The 20286-nt window shown below is 60.2% G+C and carries 23 protein-coding genes and 1 tRNA gene; 10 read left to right on the forward strand and 14 right to left on the reverse strand.

Annotated elements, in window-relative coordinates:
* The first annotated feature begins 9 nt into the window (after positions 1-9).
* From ACQY1P_RS11000 to ACQY1P_RS11035, 8 genes are all read left to right on the forward strand, one after another.
* Complete coding sequence (locus ACQY1P_RS11000) at positions 10-561, forward strand: ubiquinol-cytochrome C chaperone family protein (protein ID WP_430256696.1); 552 nt, start codon at positions 10-12, stop codon at positions 559-561.
* A complete protein-coding gene (locus ACQY1P_RS11005; RefSeq protein ID WP_430256395.1) occupies positions 558-1136 on the forward strand; it encodes a YceD family protein in 579 nt (192 codons plus the stop codon). The genes ACQY1P_RS11000 and ACQY1P_RS11005 overlap by 4 nt, the downstream gene beginning before the upstream one ends.
* A 148-nt stretch (positions 1137-1284) precedes the next feature.
* Positions 1285-2331 (forward strand): phosphate acyltransferase PlsX, encoded by a 1047-nt coding sequence (gene plsX, locus ACQY1P_RS11010; RefSeq protein WP_062453272.1) that lies wholly within the window; start codon positions 1285-1287, stop codon positions 2329-2331.
* Between the two features lie 20 nt (positions 2332-2351).
* A complete protein-coding gene (locus ACQY1P_RS11015; protein WP_062453271.1) occupies positions 2352-3323 on the forward strand; it encodes a beta-ketoacyl-ACP synthase III in 972 nt (323 codons plus the stop codon).
* A 139-nt stretch (positions 3324-3462) separates the two neighbouring features.
* Entirely contained in the window at positions 3463-3801 is a 339-nt protein-coding gene (locus ACQY1P_RS11020) for an integration host factor subunit alpha (RefSeq protein WP_062453270.1), read from the forward strand.
* A gap of 172 nt (positions 3802-3973) precedes the next feature.
* On the forward strand, positions 3974-4507 hold the full coding sequence (locus tag ACQY1P_RS11025; RefSeq protein ID WP_062453269.1) for a MerR family transcriptional regulator: 534 nt from the start codon (positions 3974-3976) through the stop codon (positions 4505-4507).
* A gap of 106 nt (positions 4508-4613) precedes the next feature.
* Complete coding sequence (locus ACQY1P_RS11030; protein ID WP_062579958.1) at positions 4614-5078, forward strand: BA14K family protein; 465 nt, start codon at positions 4614-4616, stop codon at positions 5076-5078.
* 183 nt (positions 5079-5261) lie between these two features.
* Positions 5262-5338, forward strand: a tRNA-Pro gene (locus ACQY1P_RS11035).
* A 457-nt stretch (positions 5339-5795) separates the two neighbouring features.
* Here ACQY1P_RS11035 and ACQY1P_RS11040 read toward each other — a convergent pair.
* The 8 genes from ACQY1P_RS11040 to ACQY1P_RS11075 form a co-directional block, all read right to left on the reverse strand.
* On the reverse strand, positions 5796-6131 hold the full coding sequence (locus tag ACQY1P_RS11040; RefSeq protein ID WP_062579960.1) for a hypothetical protein: 336 nt from the start codon (positions 6129-6131) through the stop codon (positions 5796-5798).
* Positions 6132-6269: 138 nt separating this feature from the next.
* Positions 6270-6455 (reverse strand): hypothetical protein, encoded by a 186-nt coding sequence (locus ACQY1P_RS11045; protein ID WP_062453266.1) that lies wholly within the window; start codon positions 6453-6455, stop codon positions 6270-6272.
* Between the two features lie 104 nt (positions 6456-6559).
* Positions 6560-6709, reverse strand: a complete 150-nt coding sequence (locus ACQY1P_RS11050; RefSeq protein ID WP_092661949.1) for a hypothetical protein — start codon at positions 6707-6709, stop codon at positions 6560-6562.
* Positions 6710-6785: 76 nt separating this feature from the next.
* Complete coding sequence (locus tag ACQY1P_RS11055; RefSeq protein WP_430256396.1) at positions 6786-7079, reverse strand: DNA-binding protein; 294 nt, start codon at positions 7077-7079, stop codon at positions 6786-6788.
* Between the two features lie 57 nt (positions 7080-7136).
* Positions 7137-8390: an O-antigen ligase family protein gene (locus ACQY1P_RS11060; RefSeq protein ID WP_430250193.1), complete on the reverse strand. Its 1254-nt coding sequence runs from the start codon at positions 8388-8390 to the stop codon at positions 7137-7139.
* Entirely contained in the window at positions 8387-9925 is a 1539-nt protein-coding gene (locus tag ACQY1P_RS11065; RefSeq protein ID WP_325261105.1) for an undecaprenyl-phosphate glucose phosphotransferase, read from the reverse strand. The genes ACQY1P_RS11060 and ACQY1P_RS11065 overlap by 4 nt, the downstream gene beginning before the upstream one ends.
* Before the next feature lie 78 nt (positions 9926-10003).
* A complete protein-coding gene (locus ACQY1P_RS11070; RefSeq protein ID WP_430256397.1) occupies positions 10004-11167 on the reverse strand; it encodes a glycosyltransferase family 4 protein in 1164 nt (387 codons plus the stop codon).
* 7 nt (positions 11168-11174) lie between these two features.
* On the reverse strand, positions 11175-11696 hold the full coding sequence (locus ACQY1P_RS11075) for a polysaccharide biosynthesis/export family protein (RefSeq protein ID WP_062454730.1): 522 nt from the start codon (positions 11694-11696) through the stop codon (positions 11175-11177).
* Positions 11697-11992: 296 nt separating this feature from the next.
* On the opposite strand from ACQY1P_RS11075, the gene ACQY1P_RS11080 reads away from it, so the two are divergent.
* A complete protein-coding gene (locus ACQY1P_RS11080) occupies positions 11993-14320 on the forward strand; it encodes an exopolysaccharide transport family protein (protein ID WP_430256398.1) in 2328 nt (775 codons plus the stop codon).
* A gap of 36 nt (positions 14321-14356) precedes the next feature.
* Here ACQY1P_RS11080 and ACQY1P_RS11085 read toward each other — a convergent pair whose 3' ends face one another.
* Together ACQY1P_RS11085 and ACQY1P_RS11090 are read right to left on the reverse strand one after the other, a co-directional pair.
* Positions 14357-15583, reverse strand: coding sequence for a GNAT family N-acetyltransferase (locus tag ACQY1P_RS11085; protein ID WP_325261100.1), 1227 nt, complete (start codon positions 15581-15583; stop codon positions 14357-14359).
* A gap of 124 nt (positions 15584-15707) precedes the next feature.
* Positions 15708-15920 (reverse strand): DUF2842 domain-containing protein, encoded by a 213-nt coding sequence (locus ACQY1P_RS11090; RefSeq protein WP_062453259.1) that lies wholly within the window; start codon positions 15918-15920, stop codon positions 15708-15710.
* 160 nt (positions 15921-16080) lie between these two features.
* Between ACQY1P_RS11090 and ACQY1P_RS11095 the strand changes: the two genes are divergently transcribed.
* Positions 16081-17184 carry a COX15/CtaA family protein gene (locus tag ACQY1P_RS11095; RefSeq protein WP_430256399.1) on the forward strand — a complete coding sequence of 368 codons (1104 nt, stop codon included), beginning with the start codon at positions 16081-16083 and terminating at the stop codon, positions 17182-17184.
* 38 nt (positions 17185-17222) lie between these two features.
* Here ACQY1P_RS11095 and argC read toward each other — a convergent pair whose 3' ends face one another.
* The 4 genes from argC to rplM form a co-directional block, all read right to left on the reverse strand.
* A complete protein-coding gene (gene argC, locus ACQY1P_RS11100; RefSeq protein ID WP_184654908.1) occupies positions 17223-18155 on the reverse strand; it encodes an N-acetyl-gamma-glutamyl-phosphate reductase in 933 nt (310 codons plus the stop codon).
* 74 nt (positions 18156-18229) lie between these two features.
* Positions 18230-19198, reverse strand: a complete 969-nt coding sequence (speB, locus tag ACQY1P_RS11105; RefSeq protein WP_062579974.1) for an agmatinase — start codon at positions 19196-19198, stop codon at positions 18230-18232.
* Positions 19199-19327: 129 nt separating this feature from the next.
* Positions 19328-19792 (reverse strand): 30S ribosomal protein S9, encoded by a 465-nt coding sequence (rpsI, locus tag ACQY1P_RS11110; protein ID WP_062453256.1) that lies wholly within the window; start codon positions 19790-19792, stop codon positions 19328-19330.
* Positions 19793-19794: 2 nt separating this feature from the next.
* Positions 19795-20259: a 50S ribosomal protein L13 gene (gene rplM, locus ACQY1P_RS11115; protein ID WP_062453255.1), complete on the reverse strand. Its 465-nt coding sequence runs from the start codon at positions 20257-20259 to the stop codon at positions 19795-19797.
* Positions 20260-20286: the final 27 nt, after the last annotated feature.

A 20286-nucleotide genomic window follows, 5' to 3' on the forward strand; every position in this document is an offset into this window, starting at 1 on the left:
GGAAACACGATGATATTCGGCCTGTTCAAAAAGAAAAACAGCAATCAGACCATCGTCAACCGGCAATACTACGCCCTGACGTCGGCAGCGCGCATCCCCGTGTTCTACGAGGATTTCGGCGTACCCGATACCGTGATGGGCCGGTTTGAAATGCTGTCCATCGTGATGATCCTGTTTTTTCGCCGGACGGCGAAGTCGGGGCCGAGCGGGCAGGAACTGGCGCAGGAGATCGTCGATGCCTTCTTTCAGGATATCGACCATTCGATTCGCGAGCTCGGCATCGGCGACCAGGGGGTTCCGAAGCGGATGAAGAAGCTCGCGGGCATGTTCTACGGTCGGCTCGAAACCTATGCCGCAGCTCTCGACAGCGGCGACGAAATCGCGCTTGCCGCAGCGCTGCACCGTAATATCCATCCTAAAGCCACCGATATACAAGACATGAGCGCACTTGCGCACTGGATGACAACCACCGAAACCGCTATGTCAGCGGTCTCGGAAGATACGATTTCCCGTGGGCTGCTGGTCGTGCCGCAGCCGGTCCGGGAAGGCGAGGAACAATGAAACGCGATCAAGAACCCAGCAAGGCCAAAGGCGGCAAGCCTCCGTTCTCCTATCCTGTGAAGGTCGGAAACATTTCGGCCAATCCCGTCACTGTCACTGTTGAAGCCGATGAAAACGAGCTGAAGGGCTTGGCCGTTCTCTGGGACGTCGTATCGGTCAATTCGTTGAAGGCGGAAATCTACATTGCCCGCTGGAAGAAGGACGGCGTGCGCCTCAAGGGCCACGTCAAGGCCGCTGTCACCCAGGCTTGCGTGGTGACGCTTGATCCTGTGTCGTCGACCATTTCAGAGGATTTCGATCAGGTCTTTGTGCCTGAGGGATCCAAGCTTGCGCGCGTCGTCACGGCCGAAAGCGCCGAGATGGTGGTCGATCCTGATGGTCCGGACCTGCCGGAAATGTTTGTCGGCGATACGATCGATGCGGGCGAGGTCGTTGCCGAGTTCGTGGCACTGGCGATGGACCCTTATCCGCGCAGGCCGGGCATCGATTTCAAGGACCATATCGAGAGCGACCCGAACGATCCGGCGACCAAACCCAATCCGTTTGCCGCGCTCAAGGATTGGAAAAAAGACTGAGACCGGTTGTAAGCAGAAACAAAACCTATATTTTGGCCACGATTTCGCCGGCAGGGCGGCGCATGAGCGTGCCCACTGAAGAAGCAAAAGTCGGCGCAGGCATTCGTTGCAGGCGCGTGCGGCCGGTTAAAACAAGGATCAGGGACGCGTGATCAGAATTTCGATTGACGCCATGGGTGGCGACTTTGGCCCCGAGGTTGTCATGGCGGGCGCCGCGAAGGCGCTCGAACGCCATCCCGACGTCAGTTTTCTCCTCTACGGACTGAAAGCCGAATGCGAGCCGTGGCTTGCACGCTATCCGAAACTGCGTGAACGGTCTGTGTTCCACGCGTGCGAACTGGCCGTTGCCATGGACGAGAAGCCGAGTGCGGCGCTACGCCGTGGTCGCTATGTCTCGACCATGTGGCGTTCCATCGAAGCCGTGAAGCTTGGCGAAGCCGATGTCGTTGTGTCCGCCGGCAATACCGGTGCGCTGATGGCAATGTCGAAATTCTGTCTTCGCACGTTGGCGAGTATCGAACGCCCTGCAATTGCAGGCATCTGGCCGACGCTGAAGGGCGAAAGCATCGTTCTCGATATCGGCGCGACGATCGGCGCTGACAGCCAGCAGCTGCTCGATTTCGCCCTGATGGGCGGCGCTATGGCGCGGGCCCTGTTCGAAGTCGATTGCCCGACCGTCGGCCTTCTCAATGTCGGTGTCGAAGAGGTCAAGGGTCAGGAAGAGGTGAAGGAAGCCGGTCGGCTTATCCGCGAAGCCAACCTGCCGCATCTCTCCTATCACGGCTTCGTCGAGGGCGACGACATCGGCAGGGGCACTGTCGACGTTGTGGTGACCGAAGGCTTTACCGGCAATATCGCTCTGAAGACCGCCGAGGGAACCGCGCGCCAGATCGCCACGCTTTTGCGCGAATCCATGTCGCGCACGCTGCTTGCCCGGATCGGCTACCTTCTCGCAAAGCCAGCATTCGATCGCTTGCGCGAGAAGATGGACCCGAACAAGGTCAATGGCGGCGTCTTTCTCGGCCTCAACGGTATTGTGATCAAGAGCCACGGTAGCGCCAACGCCGAAGGCATCGCAGCCGCGATCGCAGTCGGCTACGACATGGCGCGAAATGACCTCAACGCCAAAATTTCGCAGGATTTGAAGATTTATCATGCCAGACGCCTGCCGCCGGCCGGCCCTGAAGCCGCATGACGTTAGGATGTGATTTGACTATGATTCGATCAGTTGTTCGCGGTTACGGGGCAGCGCTCCCGAAACGGGTCGTCACCAATCGCGAGCTGGAGACGATGGTCGACACGTCGGACGAGTGGATCGTCCAGCGCACCGGCATCACCCAGCGCTACATCGCCGGCGACGACGAAACTACGGCATCGCTCGGTGAGAAGGCAGCGCGGGCCGCGCTCGATAATGCCGGCCTGACACCTGATGACATCGATCTGGTCCTTCTGGCGACTTCGACGCCGAACAACACCTTTCCCGCGACCGCCGTCGAGATCCAGAACCGGCTCGGCATGAAGCATGGCTATGCCTTCGACATGCAGGCGGTCTGCAGCGGCTTCGTTTACGCGATGACGACGGCAGACCTCCACCTGCGTGGCGGGCTTGCCAAGCGCGCGCTGGTGATCGGCGCCGAAACCTTTTCCCGCATTCTGGACTGGAACGACCGCACAACCTGCGTGCTGTTCGGCGATGGCGCCGGCGCCGTTGTGCTGGAGGCTCAGGAAGGCGAGGGCACGATTGCCGACCGCGGTATCCTGACGGCGCATCTGCGCTCGGACGGATCCCACAAGGACAAGCTCTACGTCGATGGCGGCCCATCGACGACCGGCACGGTCGGGCACCTGAAGATGGAAGGCCGTGAGGTCTTCAAGCATGCGGTGGCTATGATCACCGACGTGATCGAGGACGCATTCGAGGCGACCGGCACGACTGCCGAGGATATCGACTGGCTGGTACCGCACCAGGCCAACCGTCGTATCATTGATGGATCTGCAAAGAAGCTCAACATTCCCACCGAGAAAGTCGTCGTCACCGTCGACATTCACGGCAACACGTCGGCGGCATCGATCCCGCTTGCGCTTTCAGTCGCCTGTGCCGACGGTCGCATCAAGAAGGGCGATCTTGTGATGCTGGAAGCCATGGGTGGCGGCTTCACCTGGGGGGCCGTCCTGATCCGCTGGTGATGCCGGCTGAAAACCTGAGCCATATTATGAAATAATCAATGCCGAACAGATGCTTGGCCCGGGGGCGCTTGACCGTGGGGCACAACCAAAATACTGTTTGCGGGCTTTGATAATATCACATTAAATCAGGCGGGGGACCATGGCCGGCAAGACAGTCACACGCGCGGATCTGGCGGAATCGGTTTTTCGCAAGGTTGGCCTCTCTCGCACGGAATCGGCGGAACTCGTCGAAACGGTAATCGACGAAATCTGCAACGCCATCGTTCGCGGCGAAATGGTCAAGCTTTCGTCGTTTGCGACATTTCAGGTGCGCGCCAAGAACGAGCGCATCGGTCGCAATCCGAAGACAGGCGAGGAGGTACCGATCTCACCCCGCCGGGTGATGACCTTCAAGGCATCCAATGTTTTGAAGCAACGCATCCTCAAAGCGCACACATTGCGCAAGGTTAAGCAGAAGCCGGCAAGCCCTGCGAGCTGACACGCCCGTTTTGCACGCTGGCACCCCTGCCAAAACACCAATCTTGTGAACACACTTGAATCTTTCGGTGCAAGCCGTTGAGAAATGTGCGATTCGACGCATAATCCTCGTCCAGCCTTTCGTGCTGACCCCTTTCGCGCCGCACGGCCGTTCGATCCCTGGAGATTGACACTTGGACAAGAGCCCGGACGCATTCCGCACCATCAGCGAAGTCGCTGACGATCTCGACCTGCCGCAACACGTGCTGCGCTTCTGGGAAACGCGGTTTCCGCAAATCAAGCCGATGAAGCGGGGAGGCGGCCGTCGCTACTACCGCCCGGAGGACGTGGATCTGTTGAAGGGGATACGTCACCTTCTCTACGACCACGGATACACGATCAAGGGCGTTCAGAAGCTCCTGAAGACGAATGGCAACAAGTTCGTCTCAGCAATCGCATCGGGTGATATCGCCACGATGGAAGCCATCATGGCGGCCAACAGCGAGAAGAATGCCGAGCCGAAAATTTCCACCCAGGAAGAAGATCAGGTCGTCGGGCGCCCGAAGGTAAAGCCGAGCGGCCGGTTCTTCGGTTTCGGCGGGGCCGGGGAGGACCAGTTGGAAGTGTCGGTTGGAAAATCGAGCGTCGGCAAGGAAGACCGTGCCCTGCTGCAGGAGGCACTGTTTGACCTTCTCGAATGCAAGCGTCTGCTGGACCAGGTTCGTTGATCCGATACCTGCTTACATGAACTCACTGTAAATTTACCGTTCACCTCTGGTTCAAACGCGAAGGTACAACATTTACCTACGAGGAAACACTAGAGGAGATGCAAACGTGAAAAAACTCGCAATCATTGTCGTCTCGGCCATGACGGCACTTACGAGCATGGTACCGGCACACGCCTTCCCTGTCGTCAACGCACCGAAGACCATCGAAGCGCCGCAGAGCGTTGATCAGGTCCAGCAGGTTCAGTGGCGGCATCGTGATCGTTGGGAAGGTCGTCGCTACTATCGTCACCATCGCGACTACCGCCGCGGCGACTATTATCGCGGTCGCCACTACCGTGGCCATAATTCGGGTGCGATCATCGGCGGTCTTGCTGCCGGCGCTCTGATTGGCGGTGCCATTGCATCCCAGCCGCGCTACGCCGAGCCGCGTTACGTGCAGCCACGTCGTTACGTGAACGCCAATAGCGCGCACGTCAATTGGTGCGCCAACCGCTACCGGTCCTACAGGGCTTACGACAATACGTTCCAGCCCTATAACGGCCCGCGCCAGCTGTGCTACTCGCCCTACTGATAGGGTAGTCGCCAAGGCGTCCTGACAGGCCGGCCCCAGACAATGGGGCCGGCTTTCTTGTTGAAGCAAGACCTTCGATCCAGGATCCACTGAAAGCCGATTTTTTCCTTGCGTGGTGAAGATCATGTCAGTATGGAATGCATGCTTCACGCGACGCCGGTCCGCCGGCTCGAAGCGATGTGGCGGAATGTAGCGCAGCCCGGTAGCGCACTTGACTGGGGGTCAAGGGGTCGTCGGTTCGAATCCGGCCATTCCGACCATTCTTCCTTCGGCGACAGGCTCCCCCAGAGCCGCTTTGACCTGAGCTCGCCATGGGCGAACTCGTCTCTCGTCACGCCAACCTGTTGCGACGTCACTCACCAGAACCTGTGAACGAATGATGGATCATCCCGAACCGCGTTCGACTTATCTGACTACAATTTGCATTTGGCTGGAACGTCAGTGTTCCCGACGCGTTGTCAGATAGGAAAACAAAGGAGAATGTGATGTTGAAGGGTGTTGTACTTTGGGCGATGGGCGTTCCGATCCTTGTAATCGTGCTGCTCTACGCATTCGTATTCTAAAGTTCTGGATCTCTGGCGGTAACGGCCAGCGCATTTTGATCTAAAAGGGTCAGCTCCGAAACACGAGCTGACCCTTTTTCATTTTTGCCGCTGTTGTCGAGATATAGCTCGAGCAAAAAAAGGCCCCGCACTTGCGGGGCCTTTTCAGTCAGTCTTAGATTTCCGGGCAACCAGGGCGATTGGCGAAGGTGATCCGGTCGGGACCCCGACGGGTCATGCCCTGGACGGTGATGCTGCGGCGAGTGGCGCGGACGATCTCCGTCTGACGGAAGCCTTCGTCGCGAGCGGCGGCGCGTGCTTCGCCAGGGCTGCAGCCCATGCGGCGATCGCGTCTGTCGTAATCGCGATCCCTGTCGCGGATCACCGGGCGCACGCCGTCAGGTCCGATGCGCAGCTGTACGTCTTGGGCCGATGCCGGGGCAGTGGCCGCACCAAGGGTGCAGACGGACAAGGCCAAGGCCAGGCCTGCCTTTGCGAAAACATTGATCATTGTATCCTCCGTGTATGGAGCCGTGGCAGGGCCTGCGGCGCAAGATATTCACGGGGATGTAACTGATTTGTGAGTGGTAAAGTTCCGCCTGCGATCAATCAGCAAGTATAGGCGTAGCAGACGTGATAGTAGTTCGCGTTAGCGAAAACGCGCTGTCCGGCTCGCATTCATCAGAAGCTCCTGCTCGGAAGCAAACGACCCCAGGAGCTGCAGAAGACGGTTTTCCTCGTCCTTGTCGAGACGGTAACGGCGCGCAAAGTCAGTTACGCTCCACACCTTCTTCATTCCGGACTGCTGAAGATCGACGGGTGTAATATGCGACATTGTGCCCCCTCACAGATATTGGAGGATGGTATCCTCCAATATCTAGTGCATATAAAAACGACGTTAAATAGAGAAACTTCTTAAGCTCGGTTTGCGCGGAGAAACTACTTTTCCTCGACCTTGACGCCATCCTGGCCGATGCTGAATTCTACGCCCTTTGGCTTGGTTTCTTCGCGGTAGACATAGAACCCCAGACCGACGACCAGAACAACGAGAGCGCCGATGATGAAGTACAGATTATTGGAACGCGTCATGAATTTCCCCGACTATGCAATTCTGGCCGGGAAACGCCTATGAGCTCAATATGTTCCAGCGAGTTTCAGGTTTTTTTCAATCGTCGTTTGCGGCGTTGAGATCTTCGGGGCGCATGCCCTCTTCCTGACCGTCTTGCTTCAGTCTCACACCCGGTCCCATTCCGGATCCGCCGTCGCCGGCTGCCAGGAATATAACGCCCCTTGTCTCGAAGAATGCCCTCAGTCTCTCACTGATGGTTGGGTCGGGCAGGGCGTCATGGGCCTCCGCGTTGTCGAATTCGACGGCGGACAGGCCCGAAGCGGCGCAAAGCGCGTCTTTCGAGATGCCGGTGAGTGCGCGCGCTGCGCGAATTTGCGATGAGGTCAACATACGAGAAATCTGGCGCAAGGCGACCCAATGTCAAGGACTTGCGCTTGAGGCAACAACTCAGGCCTGTAACGGCGGCATCGCGGCAGTGGTGTTTCGCTGATAGCGGTTTTCCAGGGCGACGCACGCCCAGAGAATGCCGAGCGAGAGATAGAAATGCCGCCAGTGGTCGGTGTCGATGACGTTGCCGATCATCGCATGTCCCAGGATCAGGACCCATGCAATCATCAGAAAAGGCTGCCAAGGCCTCTCGCGCAGCATATAGCGGAAGCCCATCCACAGGCTGGACCAGATCATGATCTGATACGTCACCGCACCCACCCAGCCATAGGTCGTGAGCGTCTTCAGCCAAATATTGTGCTCGTCTTCGCCGAAGATTTTTCCAAGCGCCATCGGTCCCATGCCGAGCGGTCGCTCCATTGCCATCAGAAAGCCGATCTTATGCCGCTCGAAGCGACCAAGCCGCGCGCCGTCGTAATCCTGCACCAGTTTCGCACGGTTGGAAAACAGGTCGGCGATCTGCGGGATCTGCAAAGCGATCGCAAGGGCGAGCACGAGAGCCACGCCGGCACAAATCGAGATGACCAGGATCTTCAGGCGGAATGCCGTCGTGCGCTCCTTGAGGAGCATGAGGACGATCAGCGCGATGGCACCGAACAGCAGGAGGCCCCAGGCCGCGCGTGAAAACGACAGGAAGATGCCGATCGCCAGCACCAGCATGCCGAGGATGAGAAGGGGGGTACGGATGACCGGGCCGGTCAGCATGCGGTAAAGGAGATAGAGGAGCGGGCCGACCAGATAGGGGCCGAACACGTTGGGGTCCTGAAAGGCGCCCATGGCGCGGTTATAGCGGGTAAAGACATGGGCCCCGGGAAACGCGTCGAAATAGCCGAGGATGCCGAGAGTGGCCGTGATGATGGCGGCCGCCACCCAGGCATGAAAGATGATCTTCAGCCGCCGATGGTCGTTCTCTATGACCGCTGCAAAGAACACGGCGGTGAGCGCAAGAAAGATCGAGACCGCATAATACATACCGGCGCCGGACGAATCCTTCATCACGAAGATGGAAAACAGGCCGCTGATGTTGAAGATCAGCAGCATCGCCATCAGCATCGCGACGGTGCGCGAGATTCTGAGCCCAAACAGGAACCAGAGGCCGATCTGGGCCACCATCATCAGTTCGTAAGGGGCAGGCTCCGACATGACGAAGCCGGACAGAAAGACGCCAAAGGCCAGCATGCCGTTTGCCACGAGAGCGAACACGGCCAGCTGGACGTTGAACGGCCGGGTCTCATGTGCGGCCAGCGTCGTCAATATGCATTGTCCGTGTTGAGAAGCCGGATCGGCGTCAGGAACAGGATCTTGAGATCGAACAGGATCGACCAGTTCTCGATATAGTCGAGATCGTGGGCGGTGCGGGCACGGATCTTTTCGTCGCTGTCCAACTCGCCGCGCAGTCCGTTGATCTGCGCCCAGCCAGTCACGCCGGGTTTCACGCGGTGGCGGGCGAAGTAGCCTTCGACGACGTCCACATATCTGCGTTCGCCAGTCTGGGCACTGACCGCATGCGGACGGGGACCAACGAGAGACAGCTCTCCTTTCAGCACGTTGAACAGCTGCGGTAGCTCGTCGATCGAGGACTTGCGCAGAAACCGGCCGACGGGCGTGACCCGCGGATCGCCCTTGGTCACGGCCTTGATCGCGGTCTGGTCGCTCATGCTCGTGTACATCGAGCGGAATTTGAGAACGTTGATGATCTCATTGTTGAAGCCGTGGCGCTTTTGGCGAAACAGCATCGGCCCTTTCGAGCTGAGCTTCACGGCAATGCCGGCAGCCAGCATGACGGGCCAGAGGCAGGCGATCGCGAACACGGCAAAGACGATATCGAAGATGCGCTTTGCGACCGAATCCCAGTCGCGGATCGGCTTGTCGAAAATATCGAACATCGGAACGGTGCCGACGTGACTATAGGCCCGTGGGCGGAAGCGCAGGCGGTTCGCATGCGCCGCGAGCCGGATATCGACCGGCAGAACCCAGAGTTTGCGCAGAAGCTGCAGGATACGCTGCTCGGCGCTGGCGGGAAGCGCGATGATCAGCATGTCGATTCGGGCAAGGCGCGAGAATTCCACAAGCTCGGCAAAGGTACCAAGCTTCGGGTAGCCGGCAACGACGGTCGGCGAGCGGTCGCTGTTGCGGTCGTCGAAGATGCCGCAGATGCGGATGTCGTTATCCGACTGGCGTTCCAGGGCGCGCACCAGTTGCTTGGCAGGTTCGCCGCCGCCGACGATTACGGCGCGGCGTTCCATCACGCCGTTGCGCGCCCAGTGGCGGATGCCAAGCGCGATCGCCTGCCGCTCGGCGGCAAGGACGACGCAGCTGACGGAGAACCAGACGATGAGACCGGTCACGGGCACCCAACCGCCCGCGGCAAAGCTGAGCGCGAGATTGGTCAGGACAAAACCGAAGGCCCATGTGATGAGAACCCGCTTCAAGGTCCTGTTGGCGGACCTCAGGGAGGGGATCTGATAGGTGTCGGCAATCTGCAGAAGCAGAAGCGTGATGGCAGAACCGAAGGTGATGATGACCAGGCGGGAAAGCGACATCTCGGTCGCGCCGTAGATCAGGTCGACGATGAGGCCGACAATCAGGATCGCGGCAAATTCGGTAAGCCGGATCAGTCCGACCAGCAGGGATGGCGAATAGCTGGTTTCGCGGAACTGCTGGGCGATCTGGCGTGCGAAGGGATTGAGGACCGCGCCCGCTTCCTTCTCCTCGCTCGCACGCATCTCTGAGACCTTGCGGCGAAGGCTTTCGACGTCGAATTCATCGGGCTTGTTCAGCGGGCTCATGCCAGGATCCTCGACTCAGCTGCCGCGAAGGCGCAGAAGTAGTCTCAGTCCAGTAGCAAAAAGAAGCTAAAGAAGCCTTTAGCTGTACCTTCGGTCAGGGATTTGGCCGAGTAGATCCTGGTACAAGTGAAGCATGTCGTCCGCCATAACGGAGGCGGAAAACACTGCCTTAAAATCGGACGGCTTCGGCATGACGCGGTCATGCCACTCCGGTGTCTGCAGTGCCTGCGTCATCACGTCGGAAAGGCTTGTGGCGTCGCCGGGGACGGCAAGGGCCGCACTTTTCACACCCAGCACTTCGGGAATGCCGCCGACACGCGATGCGATGACAGGCTTCCCGGCGGCGAGCGCTTCCAGCACGATATAGGGCATCGCTTCCGCCCGCGACGGAACGACGACGAAATTTGTGAGGGCAAACGCCTTGCGGGCGGGCATGGCCGGCATCATCGTCAGCCGGCGGCCAAGGCCACGTTCGGAAATCATGGCTTCATAGCGCTCACGGTCCGGACCGTCGCCGACCATCAGCGCCGAGAGCGGCCGACCGACCGCGCGTTCCGTTCGGGCAAAGGCGTCGATGAAGACATCCGGTCCCTTCAGGTCGCGCAGCATGCCGATATAGAGAAAGTCGACCGCGGAAATGACCGCCGGTACCGGCTCGAACTCGGCCTCGCCAATTCCGTTATAGATCACACGCGCGGTCTTGAGCGGTTTTCCGACCTTTTCCTCGTAGGTGCGGCGCTCATAATCGCAGACAAAGACCAGGGCATCGCCGAAGCGTTCCTGGAACCGTTCGAGCTGCAGCACGACCTTGCCCGAAAGACTGGACCGGTCGAAATGCAGACTGCCGCCGTGCGGCGAATAGAGGCGGGCCACGCAATACCTGTTAACCCGCAAGGCTGAGCCGATCAATCGCGCCAGAACGCCGCCCTTGGCGCCGTGTCCGTGCAATATGTCCGGCCGCAAGCTCTTGATATGGTTGTAGCTTCTGTAGAGTGCCGCAAGATCGGAAGGAGCGATCGAACGGCGCATCGGAATTCGTGTCAGGCCAAGCGAAAGCTGCGGCCGGATCGTGTCGAACAACCTGTCCTCGTGCTCGCCACCGGTCGAGCTGTCGCAGAGGATGCCGACCTCGTGGCCGGCAGCCCGATGTTCTTCCACCAGGTCGCGCACATGGCGGAAGATCCCGCCGACGGGCGACCTGAAACAATGGAGGATGCGCAAGGGAGGGGCCTCAGCCGACATGATGATGTCAGAACAGCCGCTCGCGGACGTAGACCGTGTCGCCAGCGAGGACCTGTGAGGAAATCGTCGTACGGCCCGTGATGACCTCGCCGTTGATCTTGCGTGTGACGTCGACATCGCGCTGGTTTCCGCGAGAGGTAAAGCCTCCGGCGATTGCGATGGCGTTCTGTGCCGTCATGCCGGGCACATAGGAATACTGTCCGGGTCGTCCGACTTCGCCCATGACGAAAACCGGGCGGTAACGATCCATTTCGATCGTCACGTCGGGATCGCGCAGATAGCCCTGCTTGAGCTTGGCGGCGATTGCACCCTCGAGCGTCGGCATGGTCTGGCCCCGGGCCGTGATCTGACCGATCAGCGGGAAGGCGATATAGCCGGCCTGATCGACGGTATAGGTGTTGGAAAGGCTCGGCTGTTCGAAGACGCTGACACGTAGCCGATCGCCGCTGTCCAGCCGGTAAGGCTGGATCGTCGCTTCCTGAAAGCTTTTGGGAGCCGGCTTGTATGAGGCGCAGCCCGACAGCGTCATCGCAACGGCTGCCGCCGCAAGAGCCAGAACGGTTTTGGCGCGCTGGTTGCGCGTCGGATTTTTCTTGTCTTGGGCGAATAGCATGTTCGCGTCCCAGGCTCGGGGTGGTGGTTCGACGATTTCGAGCCTGTTATCGATCCATTAGGGTTAATGCCCGGTAAAGAGAGGCACGACGACCATCGGAAATAATGCCTGCAAGATCAGAGTCCGGTTTTTCTTCGAAGCCGCGGCTCATTAACTGTAGCGTTACCATGATAATTTACTGTCCGCCCAAATAGACCAGTTTGGAGCGGGCAATGTCTGGCGTAAACGGCGGCCATCAGGATGTGGATATCGACCTCAGGCAGGTCATCGCGGCCGTCTGGGAACGCAAGGCGAAGATCCTCGCCGTGACGATCGCGGCGGGCGCGCTGGCGCTGGTCGGCGCCTCGCTGATCAAACCCAGCTACAAGGCCGAAACCAGGCTGCTGATCGAATCGCGATCGCCGAACCTGTCCGGCGGGGAAGGGGCAGGCAGTTCCAACGATCCGGTTCTGGACACGCTTAACATCACCAGTCAGGCCCAGCTGCTGCAATCGACCGACCTCATCAAGCGGGTTGCGCGCGATCTGAAGCTTTCCGATCGCCCGGAATTCGACCCGGCTGGACAGTCGGCACTGCCGGACCTTCTGGTGATGGTCGGCCTGAAGCAGGATCCGATGGCGATCGATCCGGAAGACCGGGTCATCCAGAAGTTCCGCGAAAAGCTGTCGGTCTATCCGGTCGAGGGCTCGCGCGTCATCGCCGTCGAATTTGCATCGCATGATCCGAAGCTCGCGGCGGATGTGCCGAACCGGATGGCCGAAGCCTATCTTCAGATCCAGAGTGGCTCGAAGGTGGACACCCATGCCGAAACCGCCCGCTGGCTGGAGCCGGAAATCGCCAACCTGACGACCCGCGTCAACGATGCCGAAAAGAAGGTGGCGGACTACCGCTCCTCGAAAGGACTTTTCCAGACCAGCGAAGCCAACAGCTTTTCCAGCAAGCAGTTGAACGATATCTCGACCGAACTTGCCCGCGTTCGCGCCGATCTCGCCAATGCCGAGGCCCGTTCGGAAAACGTCCGCGCTGGTTTGAGAGCCGGCCGCGCTTCGGACACCCTGGCGGACGTCGCGGGATCGCAGGTCATCCAGCGTCTGAAGGAAACCCAGACCAATTTGCAGGCGCAGATCAATGATCTCTCGACATCCCTGCTCGACAACCATCCGCGTCTTCGGGGACTTCGCGCGCAGCTCAGCGGCATCAATCAGCAGATCGAGCGTGAAACCCAGAAGATCCTGGCAAGCCTCGACAACGAGAGAGAGATTGCAAGGCTCCGCGAGCGTCAGCTGACGCAGCAGATGAACGGCTTGAAGGCTGATTCGGCCAAGGCCGGTGAAGAGGAAGTCGGGCTGCGGGCCCTGGAACGCGAAGCGTCCGCCCAGCGCCAGCTGCTCGAAACCTATCTCGTGCGCTACCGCGAGGCGACGTCGCGCCGCGACGCCAATTCAAGCCCTGCGGATGCCCGCATCGTATCGAGCGCGGTCGAACCGTCGGAACCCTTCTTTCCGAAGGTCATTCCGATCGTCATCGTGGCGACGCTTGCGACACTGATCGTCAGCTGCCTGGTCGTCATCATCGCCGAACTGTTCAGCGGCCGGGCGCTCCGCCCTCTCAATCGCCGTCGCGAGGACGACTTCCTGCTGACACCACACGAGGTCGCAACGCCTGCGGTCGAACCGGCCCCGGCCGAGCCCGAACCGACCCCTGCCGGCGCTTTGGTTGCAACAACACCCGCCGCAGCTCCGGTTGCGGCAGAAACTGTTGCAGATCGGCCAAAGCGCGAACACAGGCTGTTCGCGGCGGCAAAGGAAATGCTGGCTGCCTCCCGCAAGGATGCCGCTGCCGCGAAGGGCGCGGAAGTTGACCAGAAGCAGGAGGCTGCGGTCGCTGCCGAGCCACCGGTCGAAGAAATTGCCGTCACGACGCCGGCGAACGACGGGGAGGAGGAATCCTTCACGATCGCGTCCGTTGCCCGCTACCTCCAGCGCCGTGCGGTGCCGATCGGCCTGGTCGTGTCGCCCGGTGGCGATGCAGGCTCGACGGCGACCGTGATGTTGGCCCGTGAAATTTCGGAGCGCGGTCGCACCGTCGCCCTGATCGACATGACCGGCTCGGCTTGCCCGACACGGCTGATGGCGCAGGACGTCAAGCTTGCAGGCATCACCGATCTGCTGTGCGGCGAGGTTGCGTTCGGGGAAGCCATCCATCCGGACCGTCTCTCGGATGCGCATATCATCCCGTTCGGTTCTGCCGATCCGGTTCGCGCCATGCGGGGCGCAGACCGGCTGCCGATGGTCGTCGATGCACTCGCAGACGCCTATGATCTGGTTCTGATCGAATGCGGCCCGGCGGAAGCGCCGATGCTGTCGCGACTGACCCGCAACGAAAAGGCGGAGGTCATCCTCTCCGTGCCTGAATTCAAGGAAGAGGATATCGCAAAGATCGTCCAGGACTTCCAAGGCGAGGGAATTCGCAACCTGCTGGTAATGTCTGACGCCAATGACCGCAGTTCGCCGCGCAAGGCTGGACGACAGGTGGCGTGAGCCACTCCGCATGAACCACGATCTACAAGGCGGCTTTCAGGCCGCCTTGTTCGTTTTGGCGGCCCGCAGTTTCTGCAAAAGAGCGTAAAGGCGCGGGTTGTGCTTCACCGCAGCCTTCGCCCTCGTTGCCAGAACCATCAGCGGTTTGAGGACGGAACCCTTCGGTGTGATGGCGATGAGAATATCGTGCAGCACGGTTTCCTGGCTGCACCAGCTGCGCTTGTAGGGCTGGTCGCCCACGCCGAAATCGAACAGCGCCGCGCCTTCGCGGCAGCTTTTCTCGATCATCAGCCAGAACAGCAACTCGCCGGGGCTTGCCTCCGGGCAGATGCTGTCGTCGATGGAGCTGAACTGGCAGATCACATGGTCGCCCTTGCGCGAGACGCCGGCGATAGCCACGACATGTCCCTCGTGCTCACCCCGCATGCGGATCGCGTGAAGGGTGAGCGAAGTGTCTGTCCCATCAGTCGGCGCGTCCATCAGGCGATGGAAGAAGCTACGGATCTCAGATGCGTGGAAGACATCAGGCAGGCCGAACATTTTCAGCCGCGCCGCCTTCTGGCGAAAGAACGTATCGAGCAGCGCGTGCTTTTCGTCCGCGTCTAGCGCGATCACGTGGTCATAGCCGCCGGCTGCTTCGATCTTGCGGCTCTGTGAGCGGAATTTCTTGCGCCGCGTCTTGGCGTTGAGCTGTGCCAGCGTCGTCTCGAAATTCGCAAAAAGCGGCAGCTGGAACGAATGGTTCTGGTTCTCCGTCGTTGCGAGAGCACTCAGCGGATGCCGACTGCCGCGCCAGGAGAGCGGCACGCAATCGAGCACCACGAGATCGGCATAAGGAGAAAGAGCCGTGCGCAGCATGCGCAGGAACGGCTTCAGCTCGGCAGCGGAAGCCACCTTGAGTGCCGGATCGAACAGGCCGGTATTGATATTGTTGTAATGGTTGCCGGGGAGGCGGGCAACGCGGATGCTTTTTTCAAGCACGATATCGAGCGGCAGGATAAACACGGCGCGACCGTCGATGCGACCGACGACGACTGCAAGCGTGCGACCTTGGGATTTCGCCCAGGCTTCGCACCAGTCGAAACCCTGATGCAGCGAATTGAGCTTGATCGCCTGCAGACGGTGCCAGTCGGACTTCAGATCCGCCATGTCCGTCGTGACTGCCATTTCGATCTGCGCGAAACGCAACGGGACAGTCTCACGGGAAGGCGATCCCGATGTCCCTGCCGGCGCAAGCTCTTCAATCAGTCTCGAGGTTTGCATGACGCGCTCCGCTGTCTTTCAAGCGGGGAGAATAGGCAGCGTGCACCAACAATCTGTTTATTGCTGTGTCGCCCGCCGCCAATACTATCACGGCTGGTTAATGCGGGGTGAACCCAGGCATAACCTAGACTTTCGGCCGTGCGCCCGCCATCCACTTGATGATCAGCATGGCCGGCAGGATCCACAAAAGCCCCGACAGCAGGAAGTAGAGGAAATGCACCCACCACGGCGATGTCGCGAGCAACAGCGTCGCGACGGTGGTTGCGGCCAGCGCGTAGACGATGACGAGCACGATGATCATGATCGTGCCGATGAAACTTCTCAGGCGTGGGACCAACGCGTTTCTCCTTCCGCGACGCGATGCCGCAAAGCATCGGGGCTTGTTTTGCACGTGTCCATGGGGCAAATCAACGGCAAGAAGCGGAAAGATCACCGCGTGCAGGGCGCTCTTGAGCTCGTGCGAGGCTGATCTTTCTTCGAGCGACAGGAGTTTCCGCATGTCGGCGACTGATAGCGTCATCATCGATGTCATCCACCCCGCAGTAAAACGACGCGAGCGCGACCGCAGATCGGTGCGCATATGGCTCGGCTTCGTCGTCTTCGTGCTGTTCTGCCTCGTACTTGTGGGCGGCGCGACCCGGCTGACGGATTCGGGTCTGTCGATCACCGAATGGAAACCGATCCACGGCGTGATCCCGCCTCTCAACGCGGCCGAATGGCAGGAAGAGTTCGAGCTCTATCAGCGCATCCCGCAATATCAGCTGGTCAACGCCGGCATGACGGTCGATGAGTTCAAGACGATCTTCTGGTGGGAATGGGCGCACCGTTTCCTGGCACGATCGATCGGCCTTGTCTTCGCCGTTCCGCTGATCTTCTTCTGGGTGACCGGTCGCATCGAGAAACGCCTGCGCTGGCCGCTGGTCGGCACGCTGGCACTCGGCGGATTTCAGGGTTTTGTCGGCTGGTGGATGGTGTCGTCGGGCCTCACCAAGCTTGTCAGCGTCTCGCAGTACCGGCTTGCGACGCATCTGGTCATCGCCTGTCTCATCTTTTCCGCCTGCGTCTGGATCATGCGCGGCCTCACGCCACAGAAGCAGGGGGCAGCCCCGACGCGTCACTCCTATATCGCGGCTGGAGGCCTCGCGTTTCTGGCGCTGTTCCAGATCTATCTCGGCGCACTTGTCGCAGGCCTCGATGCCGGCCTCAGCTACAACACCTGGCCGATGATGGATGGCGCCTTCGTTCCGGCCGACCTGTTCTTGCGCGATCCCTGGTGGATCAATCTGTTCGAGAACCCGAAGACGGTGCAGTTCGTCCACCGCTGCGGCGCCTATGTGCTTCTGGCAGCAGCGCTGATCCACATGATCGTGTCACTGTCCAAAGCGCCGGGCTCGGTCCATACGGGGCGCGCCGTCATCCTGTTCCTGCTGGTCTGTCTGCAGGCCGTGATCGGCATTCTGACGCTGGTCTATCAGGTGCCACTGGATCTGGCGCTGGCGCATCAGGGCGGCGCCCTTGTCGTCCTCGGCTATGCCATCACCCACTGGCGCGGCTATGTCGGCGAATACCCTATCGAAGACAAAAAAGCCGCGGCGAACTGAGTTCACCGCGGCCTCAAGTCTTAAAAATCCGGATGTCTTCAGGCAGACAGCATCAGGTCCATGTTCTGGACGGCGGCACCGGAGGCACCCTTGCCGAGATTGTCGAGCAGCGCCACGAGATTGACATGCGGGCTGCCAGCCGCGCCGAACACGAACAGCTTCATCCTGTCGGTGTTGACCAGTTCCTCGGCATCGACGCGGGCAAGCGTCGCGCTCTCGTTGAGCGGCACGACGGTAACGATATCCTGTCCCGCATAGTGGGCGACGAGGGCGCTATGAATGCTCTCGATCGTGGCACCATCCTTGAGGTCTTCGAGGAACAGCGGCACCTGCACGATCATGCCCTGCGCAAAGCGGCCGACGGACGGCGAGAACAGCGGCGCGCGATCGAGCAGGCCATGTTCCTTCATCTCGGGCACGTGCTTGTGCTTCAGCGTCAGGCCGTAGAGAAAGTTGTTGGCGGAGATCGCGTCCTCGCGTGACGCATCTTCCATCTGGCCGATCAGCTGCTTGCCGCCGCCGGTATAGCCGGACACTGCATTGACCGAGACCGGGTAGCCGTCGGGCAGGAGACCGGCAGCGCGCAGCGGACGCAGCAGCGCGATAGCACCGGTCGGATAGCAGCCGGGATTGGCGACGTTGCGGGCAGCCTTGATCTTGTCGGCCTGCGCCTTGTCCAGTTCGGCGAAACCATAGGCCCAGTTCGGATCGACCCGGTAGGCGGTCGAGGTGTCGATTACCCGCACGTTGTTGTTGCCGGCAAGCATTGTCACGGCTTCTTTCGAAGCCTCGTCCGGCAGGCACAGGATCGCGATGTCGGCGCTGTTGAGCAGGTCCTCGCGCATCGCTGCGTTGCGCCGCTCGGCTTCCGGGATCGACAGGAGCTCGACGTCGCGGCGGTCGGCCATGCGGGTGCGGATCTGCAGCCCTGTCGTGCCGTGTTCGCCGTCGATGAAGATCTTTGCCGTCATGGTCATTATCCCTGAAATGTCAGTGCCTTGGGGTGAGAGCCGGAATCAGTTTGCCAGCTGCTTGATTCAATTTGTCAACGGGCGGAAAGTCGCTCCGCGCGCAGGCCAAGCATATACATCGCAACCGTTGCCCCGGCAATGGCGGTGATATCGGCATGGTCATAGGCCGGTGCCACCTCCACCACGTCGGCGCCGCAGATCTCGAGGGCGCCGAGTTTGCGCAGCACCGACAGGATTTTCGCACTCGACGGACCACCGGCAACGGGCGTTCCTGTACCGGGCGCGTAGGCGGGGTCCAGGCAGTCGATGTCGAAGGTGAGATAGCACGGGCGGTCGCCGACATGGGCAAGGATCGCGTCGGCAATTGCCTGGGCGCTCAGATCCTCTACCTCATGGCCCGGCATGATCCTGATGCCGAAATCCCCAGGCGCATGGGTGCGGATGCCGATCTGGATCGAATGCTGCGGCTCGATCACGCCCTGTCGCACGGCGCGCGCCACGAACGAGCCGTGGTCGATCCGTTCTATGTCGCCGGTCTCGTCCGCATCGTCGCTCCATGTGTCCTGATGGGCATCGAAATGCACGAGGGCAAGCGGACCGTGGCGGGCTGCATGCGCCCTCAAGAGCGGCCAGGTAACGAAATGATCGCCGCCGAGCGACAGCAGAAACGCGCCCGACTCGATGATCTTCGTCGCCTCCGCCTCGATCAGCCGCGGCGTCTTCCAGTGATGACCGTAGTCGAGCATGACGTCACCATAGTCGATGACCGACATGGCTTCGAAGAGATCGCGCGAGAACGGATATTGCGGGTCGTTGTCGAAGATCGCCGAAGCCCGGCGGATGGCCTGTGGCCCGAACCGCGCACCCGGCCGGTTGGAGACCGCAGCGTCGAAGGGAATACCGAGGACGACCGCATCGGCGCCGATCAGATCCTTGGTATAGCGCCGCCGCATGAAGGACAGCGCGCCCGCATAGGTCGGGTCGGTGGCAGCATCGCGCAGGGACTTGGCGGTAAAGGCGTTGTCGATGGATTTTGAAGCCATTGCATTCTCCCGGATCGCAGAGAAAGTGCAGTGGGAGTGTCTGGAAGACAAGACTCGGACCGAAGAAAGCCCGAAACGAAAAAGGCGGAGCCGAAGCCCCGCCTTTCGAAATGCAAAGTCTTGAAGCGATTAACGCTTCGAGAACTGGAAGGACCGGCGGGCCTTCGCCTTACCGTACTTCTTACGCTCGACGACGCGGCTGTCGCGGGTCAGGAAGCCACCCTTCTTCAGAACCGGGCGAAGGCCTGGTTCGAAGTAGGTGAGGGCCTTGGAGACGCCGTGACGAACGGCACCGGCCTGACCGGAAAGACCACCACCGGTGACGGTGGCAATGATGTCGAACTGACCTGTGCGGGCAGCGGCAACCAGCGGCTGCTGAAGGATCATCTGCAGAACCGGACGGGCGAAATACGCCGAGAAGTCGCGACCGTTGATGATGATCTTGCCGGAGCCTGGCTTGACCCAAACGCGGGCAATCGCGTTCTTGCGCTTGCCGGTTGCATAGGAACGGCCCTGTGCATCGACCTTGCGGACGTGAACCGGTGCCTGGCTTTCAGCCGGAGCGAGGTCCTTCAAAGAGGAAAGATCGGCCATGATCAGGCGCTCCTTACGTTCTTGCTGTTCAGCGATGCCACGTCGAGAGCGACAGGCTGCTGTGCTTCATGGGGATGGTTGGAGCCGGCGTATACACGCAGGTTCTTCAACTGGCGACGGCCGAGCGGGCCGCGCGGGATCATACGCTCAATCGCCTTTTCGACGACGCGCTCAGGAAAGCGGCCTTCGATGATGGCGCGTGCAGTACGCTCCTTGATGCCACCCGGGTAACCGGTGTGCCAGTAGTACTTCTTGTCTGTGTATTTCTTGCCGGTCAGGACAACCTTTTCAGCGTTGATGATGATGACATTGTCACCGTCGTCGACGTGAGGTGTGTAGGTGACCTTGTGCTTGCCGCGAAGGCGATTGGCAACGAGGGTGGCGAGGCGACCGACAACGAGGCCTTCGGCATCGATGATGATCCACTTCTTCTCCACCTCTGCAGGCTTCTGAACGAAGGTTGACATTGTTTTTCTCTCTCATCTGAACCCAAG

Origin of the sequence: Neorhizobium sp. DAR64872/K0K18 (assembly GCF_050500175.1) — a bacterium.
GTDB classification, from domain to species: domain Bacteria; phylum Pseudomonadota; class Alphaproteobacteria; order Rhizobiales; family Rhizobiaceae; genus Neorhizobium; species Neorhizobium soli.

What these genes read in the sequence shown, in the direction of transcription:
- ACQY1P_RS11000 (WP_430256696.1), top strand. Translation starts at nt 10, where the DNA reads ATGATATTCGGCCTGTTCAAAAAGAAAAACAGCAATCAGACCATCGTC.
- ACQY1P_RS11005 (WP_430256395.1), top strand. Translation starts at nt 558, where the DNA reads ATGAAACGCGATCAAGAACCCAGCAAGGCCAAAGGCGGCAAGCCTCCG.
- ACQY1P_RS11015 (WP_062453271.1), top strand. Translation starts at nt 2,352, where the DNA reads ATGATTCGATCAGTTGTTCGCGGTTACGGGGCAGCGCTCCCGAAACGG.
- ACQY1P_RS11020 (WP_062453270.1), top strand. Translation starts at nt 3,463, where the DNA reads ATGGCCGGCAAGACAGTCACACGCGCGGATCTGGCGGAATCGGTTTTT.
- ACQY1P_RS11040 (WP_062579960.1), bottom strand. Translation starts at nt 6,131, where the DNA reads ATGATCAATGTTTTCGCAAAGGCAGGCCTGGCCTTGGCCTTGTCCGTC.
- ACQY1P_RS11045 (WP_062453266.1), bottom strand. Translation starts at nt 6,455, where the DNA reads ATGTCGCATATTACACCCGTCGATCTTCAGCAGTCCGGAATGAAGAAG.
- ACQY1P_RS11050 (WP_092661949.1), bottom strand. Translation starts at nt 6,709, where the DNA reads ATGACGCGTTCCAATAATCTGTACTTCATCATCGGCGCTCTCGTTGTT.
- ACQY1P_RS11055 (WP_430256396.1), bottom strand. Translation starts at nt 7,079, where the DNA reads ATGTTGACCTCATCGCAAATTCGCGCAGCGCGCGCACTCACCGGCATC.
- ACQY1P_RS11065 (WP_325261105.1), bottom strand. Translation starts at nt 9,925, where the DNA reads ATGAGCCCGCTGAACAAGCCCGATGAATTCGACGTCGAAAGCCTTCGC.
- ACQY1P_RS11070 (WP_430256397.1), bottom strand. Translation starts at nt 11,167, where the DNA reads ATGTCGGCTGAGGCCCCTCCCTTGCGCATCCTCCATTGTTTCAGGTCG.
- ACQY1P_RS11075 (WP_062454730.1), bottom strand. Translation starts at nt 11,696, where the DNA reads ATGACGCTGTCGGGCTGCGCCTCATACAAGCCGGCTCCCAAAAGCTTT.
- ACQY1P_RS11080 (WP_430256398.1), top strand. Translation starts at nt 11,993, where the DNA reads ATGTCTGGCGTAAACGGCGGCCATCAGGATGTGGATATCGACCTCAGG.
- ACQY1P_RS11085 (WP_325261100.1), bottom strand. Translation starts at nt 15,583, where the DNA reads ATGCAAACCTCGAGACTGATTGAAGAGCTTGCGCCGGCAGGGACATCG.
- ACQY1P_RS11095 (WP_430256399.1), top strand. Translation starts at nt 16,081, where the DNA reads ATGTCGGCGACTGATAGCGTCATCATCGATGTCATCCACCCCGCAGTA.
- argC (WP_184654908.1), bottom strand. Translation starts at nt 18,155, where the DNA reads ATGACGGCAAAGATCTTCATCGACGGCGAACACGGCACGACAGGGCTG.
- speB (WP_062579974.1), bottom strand. Translation starts at nt 19,198, where the DNA reads ATGGCTTCAAAATCCATCGACAACGCCTTTACCGCCAAGTCCCTGCGC.
- rpsI (WP_062453256.1), bottom strand. Translation starts at nt 19,792, where the DNA reads ATGGCCGATCTTTCCTCTTTGAAGGACCTCGCTCCGGCTGAAAGCCAG.
- rplM (WP_062453255.1), bottom strand. Translation starts at nt 20,259, where the DNA reads ATGTCAACCTTCGTTCAGAAGCCTGCAGAGGTGGAGAAGAAGTGGATC.